Source organism: Marinobacter azerbaijanicus (genome assembly GCF_030250645.1).
Lineage (GTDB): Bacteria > Pseudomonadota > Gammaproteobacteria > Pseudomonadales > Oleiphilaceae > Marinobacter > Marinobacter azerbaijanicus.
On sequence record NZ_JASSVS010000031.1, the window covers coordinates 1 to 9,242 of the forward strand.

Annotated in this window: 8 protein-coding genes; 7 read left to right on the top strand and 1 reads right to left on the bottom strand. The window is 54.3% G+C overall.

The features are described 5' to 3' along the window. Positions 1–275 precede the first annotated feature (275 nt). From QPM17_RS22920 to QPM17_RS22950, 7 genes are all read left to right on the top strand, one after another. Positions 276–665: a gamma-glutamylcyclotransferase family protein gene (locus QPM17_RS22920; protein ID WP_285394070.1), complete on the top strand. Its 390-nt coding sequence runs from the start codon at positions 276–278 to the stop codon at positions 663–665. 59 nt (positions 666–724) lie between these two features. Then, the gene (locus tag QPM17_RS22925; protein ID WP_285394071.1) at positions 725–1,042 is read left to right on the top strand and encodes a hypothetical protein; all 318 of its coding nucleotides are present in this window, start codon (positions 725–727) and stop codon (positions 1,040–1,042) included. A gap of 1,015 nt (positions 1,043–2,057) precedes the next feature. Further along, entirely contained in the window at positions 2,058–2,261 is a 204-nt protein-coding gene (locus tag QPM17_RS22930) for a hypothetical protein (protein WP_285394072.1), read from the top strand. 2 nt (positions 2,262–2,263) lie between these two features. After that, positions 2,264–3,355 (top strand): AI-2E family transporter, encoded by a 1,092-nt coding sequence (locus tag QPM17_RS22935; protein ID WP_285394077.1) that lies wholly within the window; start codon positions 2,264–2,266, stop codon positions 3,353–3,355. A 101-nt stretch (positions 3,356–3,456) separates the two neighbouring features. Next, entirely contained in the window at positions 3,457–5,163 is a 1,707-nt protein-coding gene (locus tag QPM17_RS22940) for a potassium/proton antiporter (protein WP_285394073.1), read from the top strand. Between the two features lie 371 nt (positions 5,164–5,534). Then, on the top strand, positions 5,535–5,714 hold the full coding sequence (locus QPM17_RS22945) for a hypothetical protein (protein ID WP_285394074.1): 180 nt from the start codon (positions 5,535–5,537) through the stop codon (positions 5,712–5,714). Positions 5,715–6,634: 920 nt separating this feature from the next. Next, positions 6,635–8,617 (top strand): cation:proton antiporter domain-containing protein, encoded by a 1,983-nt coding sequence (locus tag QPM17_RS22950; protein WP_285394075.1) that lies wholly within the window; start codon positions 6,635–6,637, stop codon positions 8,615–8,617. Between the two features lie 6 nt (positions 8,618–8,623). On the opposite strand, the gene QPM17_RS22955 is transcribed toward QPM17_RS22950, so the two are convergent. Continuing rightward, entirely contained in the window at positions 8,624–8,971 is a 348-nt protein-coding gene (locus QPM17_RS22955) for a P-II family nitrogen regulator (protein WP_234272235.1), read from the bottom strand. Positions 8,972–9,242 lie beyond the last annotated feature (271 nt).

The window sequence follows — 9,242 nt, forward strand, 5'->3', positions numbered from 1 at the left end:
CGCCGAGCTGGCGCGGCTCTACGCCAACCTGGGCGAGCACAACAAGAGCCAGCTCTACTATCGCCAGAGCGTCGAGCTGCTCGACAAGTCGCTGCCCTCGCTGCCCCAGCCAAAGGAGGCAGGGGCAAATCAGGGCTCGATGGAGTAATAGCTGACTATGGCCGGGGCAACGCTCCCCGGCTGTTATGAAACTAGTCATTAATACAATATAACTTATTTAATGGGTGGCGTTGTAGATAAGGTTATACAACCAAAGAATGCCGTGGAGTGTAGCTATGGATCACCTACTTTTTGTTTACGGAACACTCAAGCGAGGATTCGCTCACCATGAGCGATATCTAGGCCTTAGTCAGTTCATCGCCAATGTTAAGACAGCTGAGCCACACCCGCTAGTTTTATGCAGTGAGCGTTACGAGCCAGTTATGATCGACGCTAAAGGGCATGGAAAAAAAGTGATGGGGGAGCTGTACTGGGTCGATGACGTGCTTATCGACAATCTGGATTTTTTAGAAAAAGTAAATGAACCTGATGGTAATCAAAGAAGAAGGGTAGAAGTGGTGCTTCCAGATGGTACCTCGCAAAGGGCTTGGTGCTACGTTAAAAACTCCACATTAGTTAAAGACATTCGCTCTAAGCCAATCAGTATCTACGAGGATGACCGATAGTCGTCTCGCTAGGAGATTTTTAATTTCTGTTTTTCTGGCTCAGGTGTTCGCTTTTAAGCATGAAAAAAAATGTTGCACAGGACGTCTTGTTTTGCATTGTTTGGCTTGCAGCGGTACTGATTTTCAATCGTTCGCTCAACGAGCCTTCTACATTTATGCTGCTTTACGCAATCCCTGTTTTTTTTATCTCATGGCGCCGAGGGGTGTCGTATGGTATTGTAGTGGCTGGTTTGGCCGTGGCTATTGGGGCTATTAGCGGTTCGATTCATTCTGATAAGGTCTATGATGGTCATTTTATTAGTGAAATCATATTCGCTTTTTCCCAGCTAACTGTTGTGTCTCTGTCTGTTCGTTTAGCGAAGCGGATAGTGTTTTAGTGAGTAACTAGACATTAGTTCTTTGAAACATTAGCGTTAATGCTAAGTGTCTTCGGTAATTACACCTAACCGCAGAAAGCAAGGCTGAGCGCACAGCATTACTTTAGCGCCACCAGAACGCAATCGAGGCAGTTATGAAGCGGGTTCCCACCGAGGATCTTCCTGTCTTGGAACGCCTCGCCGAGACGATGCTATTGACGATGCCGCATGATGCAACGACCTCAAAACCCGGCTTGCTCCATGGATAAATTTGGTGATCTCGAGGTCCCTAGCAAAAAAGCTGTTTGACCCTGGGGCGAGATTATGGCCCGCGTAGTAATCGAGAAACGATACCAAACAGCGTGACATATTCTTAAGCCGCACTGAGTTACTGATAGCAATAAGACCGGTTTTGAAAGGTGCTTTTATTCCTTCTTTCAGTCAAAGCTTAGATAAGCCGATGCCCTGGGTGAACGGATTGTAGCCGCGGCGGCAGACACGCTGAATGGGGACGCCCCGCCGATCTGATAATAGAGTGCATCGTCGGCGGACTGAGCCTGGACAGCGCTAGTGATGCCGATTGCGGCTGCAGCGGAAAACGCCAGCGCGACTTTGCGACCAGACAAAATCACGCTAGCACGTGAAGGTGACAGGGGGTAAGGGGGCGGTCTTGCCATGAGTAACACCTGAATTGTCAGTAGTGCATCCGGACAGTCATACCTCAGCCGCAAGACAGGTCCCCCTGAAAATGAAAATTCAGAGTGTTAGGGTTTCCATGGATAGGATGACGCCGTTGCCACTGGCAACAGCTCCACAGCCATGATGGACCATCCTCTGTCTGCATGGCATCGGCCACACCACCACGATAACCACCGGGGTTACCAGAAAGCGAAGCATCAGGTGCCGCCCCTCGCGGTGTGGTAGTCGGTACCCGTCATGGCCTGATAGTGATTCAATCTGTAAAATACTTTCAAGTTAAGTGACTTTCGTGCCGACGCGCCACTGGCCTTTGGCCCCACTTATACGGAAAGAAAACATGGCTTCACGACCTGATAACCGTTCGGAGGTCCACGGTTTTCCCTGCCCGCTGCCGCGGCCCAAGGTGTTGGCCATCCATGTGGGTGCCTGGCAGGGCTTCAAGGCCTCCAGTGCCCAGAACCCGTATGAAATACTCGCCCGAGAGGAGTGTGGCGATATCTCCCACGACTGGATCCACGAGGGCGGGGAGGATACGCCATGACCTTGCAGGCTATCTTTAAGAACTGGGTCGATCACTACTTCTCCGACGAGGAGGCGGTGATCCTGCTGGTGGTGCTGGTGCTAGGCTTCGCTGCAGTGATCCTGTTTGGGCGTATGTTGGCGCCCTTCCTGATCGCGCTGGTGATCGCCTTCCTGCTACAGGGAGCAGTAAATTGGCTGGAGAGGTGTCACGTGCCACACCTGTTAGCAGTGACACTGGTGTTTCTGGGCTTTGCCGGCATGCTGCTGGCGCTGGCCTTTATCCTGATGCCGCTGATCTGGACCCAGCTTATAGGGTTGATGCATGAAGCGCCACGCATGTTTGCCAGTGGCCAACAACTGCTTGATGGCTTGCAGGAGCGCTACCCGAACTTGATCACTCCCGACCAGATTCAGAGCGGGATTGGCATGGTCAGCCGCGAGATAACGCAGCTCGGACAACGCGCCCTCACCCTGTCCCTGGCCTCGCTGGGCAATTTGATGTCACTGATCATCTACCTGGTGCTGGTGCCGATACTGGTGTTCTTCCTGCTCAAGGATAACGAGAGGCTGATTTCCTTCATGCTCTCGCTGCTGCCACAGAAGCGTACCCTCATGACCCGCATCTGGTATGAGATGGACGACCAGATCGCCAACTATGTTCGGGGCAAGTGCATCGAGATCCTCATCGTCAGCGCCGTCTCCTTTCTAACTTTCGCTTTTTTCGGGCTACCCTATTCGGCGCTACTGGGGGTCTTGGTGGGCATCTCGGTGCTGGTGCCCTACATAGGGGCGGCGGTGGCCACCCTGCCGGTGACAGCAGTGGCAGGCTTCCACTTCGGCATGACCAGCGAGTTCGTCTACGTGCTGATCGCCTATGGCATAATCCAGGCGCTAGATGGCAACGTCCTGGCTCCGATCCTCTTCTCCGAGACAAACAATATCCATCCAGTCTCAATCATCGTGGCAGTGCTGTTTTTCGGTGGGATCTGGGGTTTCTGGGGAATCTTTTTTGCGATTCCGCTGGCGACCCTGCTCAAGGCATTGGTCTTTGCCTGGCCGAGAGGTATCCAGCACAGGAGAGAAGAGGCGACCAAGGTGCTGGCCGAAGGATGACATCAACTTTGTCTGCAGGTGCCGGCGCCCCTCGCGGTTACGGGGCGCCACGAAACAATACGGTTTTTATCCGATCCACTTAAGTCCTCAAGGCTGAGCATATGGACTCCATCAACACCCTGTTTCTGCTTTCCGGGTTTCTTCTCGCCCTCAGTATCCTGGCCAGCCGGATCTCAAGACTGTTCGGTCTCCCCTTGCTGGTTCTATTCCTAGGCTTGGGGATGCTAGCGGGAGAACAGGGAATTCTGGGTATCCGCTTTGACGACTATCCGCTCGCTTTTCAGATCAGCCACATGGCCCTGGCACTGATCCTGCTCGACGGCGGCCTGCGTACACGGCTTACCACCTTTCGAGTCGCCTTCAGACCGGCCCTTGCCCTGGCCTCCATCGGAGTTTTCCTGACCAGTGGTATCACCGGTCTTATCGCCATGTGGATCTTCGATCTCAATCTGTACGAGGGGCTGCTGATCGGCGCCATTGTAGGCTCCACTGATGCTGCCGCAGTGTTCTCGATGCTGAGCGGCAGAGGCGTCAACATCAACGAGCGGGTGGGAGCAACCCTGGAGATCGAATCGGGGACCAACGATCCGATGGCTATCTTCCTCACCATCATGCTAATCGAACTGCTCGTGGGAGACATCGGAGGAATACTCGAGACGGCCGTGTTCTTCTTGCAGCAGTTTGGGTTGGGCTTGGTGATAGGCATCGGCGGCGGCTGGTTGATCGCTCGCTTCATGCGCTGGGTCGATCTCGAACCCGGACTATATTCACTGCTGGCCCTTGCTCTTGGTTTCTGTGTGTTCGGGGTGACCAGCGCCTTGGGAGGCAGCGGCTTTCTGGCGATCTATCTCACAGGTCTGATGGTCGGTAACCAACCGGGCAAGCACTTGACATTTATTCTGCCCGTCAACGACGGTCTGGCCTGGCTGAGTCAGATTGGTCTGTTTCTAGTATTGGGGCTATTGGTTAACCCCTCCGATCTACTGGAGTTTGCGCTGCCGGCCTCGCTTCTGGGATTGGCGCTGATCTTCGTGGCCCGACCGCTAGCAGTGGTTCTCACCGTCAAGCCATTCTTCAAATTCCGTTGGCATGAGATCGGATTCATCTCCTGGGTGGGTTTGCGCGGGGCAGTGCCTATCGTGCTCGCTATCTTCCCCGTGATCGGAGGTGTAGAGAACGCCTCGCTCTACTTCAATGCTGCATTTGCCGTTGTGCTGATGTCACTGCTGATTCAGGGCGGGACCATTCCCTTGATGGCGCGCTGGATGAAAGTTGAGATACCCCGCGGGATGGAGCCCAATCAGCGCGGCTTTCTTGGCATCCTGCCCGATGACGATTACGAAATGTTTGTCTACCGAGTCGAGAACGAGGCGCTGGATGATGTGCCCATTCGAATGCTGCGGTTCCCATCCGGAGCGCTCATCTCGGCTCTGTTCCGCGAGCGCAGCATGCTTCACCCCAAAGGCAGCACACGACTTCAGCTTGGAGATGTCGTATGCGTTATCGGGAGAAACCATGATCTTCCCGCCTTGAACAAGCTCTTCAGCGGCGAGGAGCGCCTCAAGAAGGCACAGGAGTTCTTCGGTCCCTTCACAATTGATGCCGACGCCACGATGGCCGATATCGCCAAGGCCTATGGACTTGCCATAACTCCGGGGGAAGGAGCAACGACCTTGGGAGAGTTCATCACCCAGCGGGTTGGCGGTCACCCAGTGGTTGGAGATGATGTGAGCTGGCATGGCATTCACTGGGTAGTCAACGAAGTTCAGGGCGACAAGGTCATCAGCGTTGGGGTGAGGTTTTACTGATATGGCAAGGCTTTTAGCTGGGCAGGCAGATTGGTCACCTTGATAGACGATGGGCACCTAGCCACCATGGCGCAGAGAGGCTGCTTCGTTTGGCGGTACATCACCCTCTGTGGTTGGTTGCACCGGCATGGATACTTACCGTGTTACTCGCCGGGGACTGTCCAGCGGCAGGATCAATCAGGATGTGCTGAAGCGGATCGTTACTATACCCGTGGAAGTGCCAGATCTTGTAAAACTGGCAACGCTAGGCTACGGTAGCCTAGCTCGCACCGACCAGACTCAGGAGACGTGGATAACTAGGATCATTCGTTTCCTTGGGACCAGAAGTGCCTTATGATCGGTGCCTCCCCTCACCAGCATTTGGAACGGTCATGTTTAAGAGCCTCCTGATCTGCTTTGCTGTCCTCTTCGCCCAGCTAGCAGCTCTAAACTACATCGACAATCGTCTCAATGGCGGCTCGACAGAGGTCCGCCAGACCGTTTCGTCCCCCTCGTCGGCTCAGCGCGAAGAAGATAAAGAAGAAGAGAGCAAGAAAAACAACATTGTTTGAAACCAAGCTCCGATGAAAGCGCATCACAACCTGCATGCCGCCATGGCGTCGTCGGCAGCTGCAGCAGCAAGCTCACCTCGTTGATGCGCATCGTCATGTTCAGGTGGCCAGCCTTCTTCAATGATCTGACGGACCGCTCTGCAAAGATGACGTTCAGGGGTGGCATGCTGAAATAACGAGTCGCATCACCCCGCTGGATTCGGTCTTGCAGGGCTTCTATCGTATGCGTCCGGTGAACGCGCCTTCCGCTGAAGCCTCACCGAGTTCAAGGCCAAGATCGTGACAGCTTGCTGTAGGGCGATGTTTCGATTGTCCAGGTCGCGCTGCAGCACGGGCTGAACACTAACCCTTGTCCAGACTTGGATCCGCAAGGCCAAGCGCCAGAGTCAGTTGCCGGCCATGGATCGGCGCTGGCACAGAGCCAAGAACGCTACGCCACACCGAGCTCAACCAGAAGCTGGCCTATGAACTGGCACTGCTCAAGCGCCACGCTTTCGGCAAGCGCAGTGAACAATTCAAGGTCTCAGATCGGCTTGCTAGACGAGGTGGTGGATACCGATATCGTCGCCAGCGTGCCACATCCATATGTCCATGCTGTGATGCCTGGCGGAATGATTTTTTAGAAAAGCCAAGGGATCAGTCCGTTCTTTATTCGATGTTTTAAATTGCTGATTAGCATAAGAAAATCTGCCTTTCGGGGCAGGCTGGAATTTAGAAAAACTGCTGGGTTATGAGCTGGGGGCGATTTCCCAATCTCCGACACGATAGGTCTCACTGATATTGCGTAGCAATATCGTACGAATCCCGTCTGGCAGAGATGTGCGCACCCAACCAGGTTGGGGTGTGAGAATAGCCGTTGCTGTTAATATGGAAGGCTTGGGTGGGATGTGCTGACAGACCTGAATGGAGGAAATGGCGGTATGCTTGAGCAGACCTTGATTCAAACCCTCTTGTTGTTAGGCGGCACGGTATTTGTGGTTCTGGTGTTTCAGCGCATGCGTATCCCACCGAGCCTGGCCTACCTGTTGGTCGGTGTCATGCTCGGCTCCCACACAGCTGGGCCTGTGGTCGCAGAACAAGGCATTCGGGTCATTGCCGAGTTTGGCATCGTATTTCTTCTTTTCACTATCGGTCTGAGTTTCTCGCTACCGCAGATCTATGCGCTGCGTCACACCATATTGGGGCTAGGCACCGCTCAGGTTGCGCTGACGACAGCGATTGTCGGACTGATAGCCTGGCTGTCAGGCTTGCCCGCTTCTGCAGCTTTTGTGGTAGGCGCCGTATTCGCGCAGTCATCCACTACCATTATCACCAAGCAGCTGATGGAACAAGGAGAAAACCAGACAAGACATGGGCGACTGGGGACGACCATGTCAGTGTTTCAGGATATTACCGCAGTGCCTTTTGTCGTCGTCATTCCGGTGCTTGGGGTGGCCGCCATGCAAGAAGTCGCGGGGGCCCTGGGGATGGCTCTGCTGAAGGCGGGTTTGGCTTTTGGCATCGTGCTATTATCCGGACGATATCTGCTGAAACCGCTATTTCACTTGGTGGCGGAGCGCCGATCGGCTGAACTCTTTACCCTGACTGTGCTCTTCGTCTCTCTAGTAGCGGCCTGGACGACACAATCGCTGGGCTTATCCATGGCATTCGGGGCGTTCCTGGCGGGTATGGTATTGGGCGATACCGAGTTTCGCCATCAGGTTGAAGCTACAATACGTCCGTTCCGAGATGTCCTGCTGGGCCTTTTTTTCGTTAGTATAGGGATGTTGATAGAGCCAGCCGCATTGCCTGAGATCTGGCTGGAAGCTCTGCTTGGTACACTATTGTTGCTGGGTAGCAAGGTACTTCTGGTTACGGGGATTGTTCGTTACTCTGGTGTGGACCTACCCACGGCGCTGCGTACAGGTATGGTGCTGGCGGTAGGAGGCGAGTTCGGGTTTGCGCTGCTCGCCATCGGGTTGGAAGGGGGAATCATCGACAGCGCTGCAGCACAGATCGCGCTGACATCGGTACTTTTTTCGATGGTGCTTGCGCCCTTTCTCATCAAGGCCAACCAGCCCCTATCCACTTGGTTGAATCGACGCCTGGGGAACGAAGCGTCCGATCCCGAGTTTCCCTCTGTCTCTATGCTTCAGCCAGCTAGCGGCCGTCATGTGGTGATTTGCGGCTACGGTCGAACCGGCCAAGTTGTTGCCCGTTTCCTGGAAGCCGAGTCGATTTCCTTCATTGCGTTTGATATGGACCCTATCATCGTGAGAGAGGCACGCATGGCCGGTCATCCGGTCTATTATGGGGACACTGCCGATCCTATCGTATTGGAGTCGGCTAGCGTGGTAAGCTCGACGCTGGTGGTTATTACTCACGATGACCGTACCGCTGCGGTAAAAACCATCCAGCTCATCCGGCAGCACCAACCGTCTCTACCTATTATCGTAAGGACGCGAGATGAGGGCGGGGTAGAGGAGCTTCGTCGGGCGGGGGCTACGGAGGTGATTCCCGAAACCCTCGAAGCAGGAATGGTGATGGTCTCGCATTCTCTGTTGGCCTTGCAGGTGCCTCTTTACCGTGTAACCCGTTATCTTCAGGAGCAACGTGCCAGCCGCTACCCGATGCTTAGGGAGCTATTTCGCGGCACGCTAGATGCAATGGCGACACCTGATGATGCTGATGTTGAACGCTTGCATGCCATAAAGTTGAGTGCAGGCAGCCCGGCTGTCGGGCATACGCTGAAGCAGTTGGCTTCGGAAATGCAGGAGGTCATGGTGACGGCGTTAGTGCGAGGACAGCAACGCTATCGTTATCCTGCAGAGGATACTGAGCTCCAGGAAGAAGACGTGGTGGTTCTGCTTGGCCTACCGGACGACCTTCGGCAGGCCGAGCGGAGCTTAACTGAGGGAGTTTGAGGCGGGCTAAGGGTTCGTTGGCGATTTCTTGAGCTCTCTTATATGCTCACTGAGTCCTCTGGTTCGGCTGACGTCCAGTTCTAATGCAATGCCGGTTTCCAAACTCTCGTCAAGTCTGCCAGCTTGAGTGACCGAATTTAGTATGGCGGTAGAGCGGCTCTCCTCAGCAAGAATGAGCACGACACTGCGCGCTCCCATGAATTCCAGACCAAAAAAAGTCAGGTGTCGCCTTAGACCCTGTCCTTGAGCATTGTGAATAACGGTGGCTCCTGTAGCTCCTACGTCACGTGCGGCATTTAGCACGTCTTCCATGCGATCCTGATCGACAAAAACCATGATGAGTTTGAATTTCACGGCTCTTCTCCTTGCATTCATTCATACCTTAATCTTGATCATGGCATAGGACTCGTTACTTGGATATGAGGAAATGTAAGAGCAAAACGGTTTTCGAGCGGCCTGGTGTTGGGTCGCCTCGACCGCAGCCTACCGCAATGGACAGGAGCGTAGCGTCAATCTGGCAGGGCGAAGGCAACCACCTGATCGCTGACCTTGGGCAGTAGAATGGAGTTGCCGCCCACCGCGAAGGTAACGTACTGCTTGCCTTCGTAGGTGTAGACCGCCGGCA

Coding starts and splice junctions, on each gene's coding strand:
- QPM17_RS22920 (WP_285394070.1), top strand. CDS start 276: ATGGATCACCTACTTTTTGTTTACGGAACACTCAAGCGAGGATTCGCT.
- QPM17_RS22925 (WP_285394071.1), top strand. CDS start 725: ATGAAAAAAAATGTTGCACAGGACGTCTTGTTTTGCATTGTTTGGCTT.
- QPM17_RS22930 (WP_285394072.1), top strand. CDS start 2,058: ATGGCTTCACGACCTGATAACCGTTCGGAGGTCCACGGTTTTCCCTGC.
- QPM17_RS22940 (WP_285394073.1), top strand. CDS start 3,457: ATGGACTCCATCAACACCCTGTTTCTGCTTTCCGGGTTTCTTCTCGCC.
- QPM17_RS22945 (WP_285394074.1), top strand. CDS start 5,535: ATGTTTAAGAGCCTCCTGATCTGCTTTGCTGTCCTCTTCGCCCAGCTA.
- QPM17_RS22950 (WP_285394075.1), top strand. CDS start 6,635: ATGCTTGAGCAGACCTTGATTCAAACCCTCTTGTTGTTAGGCGGCACG.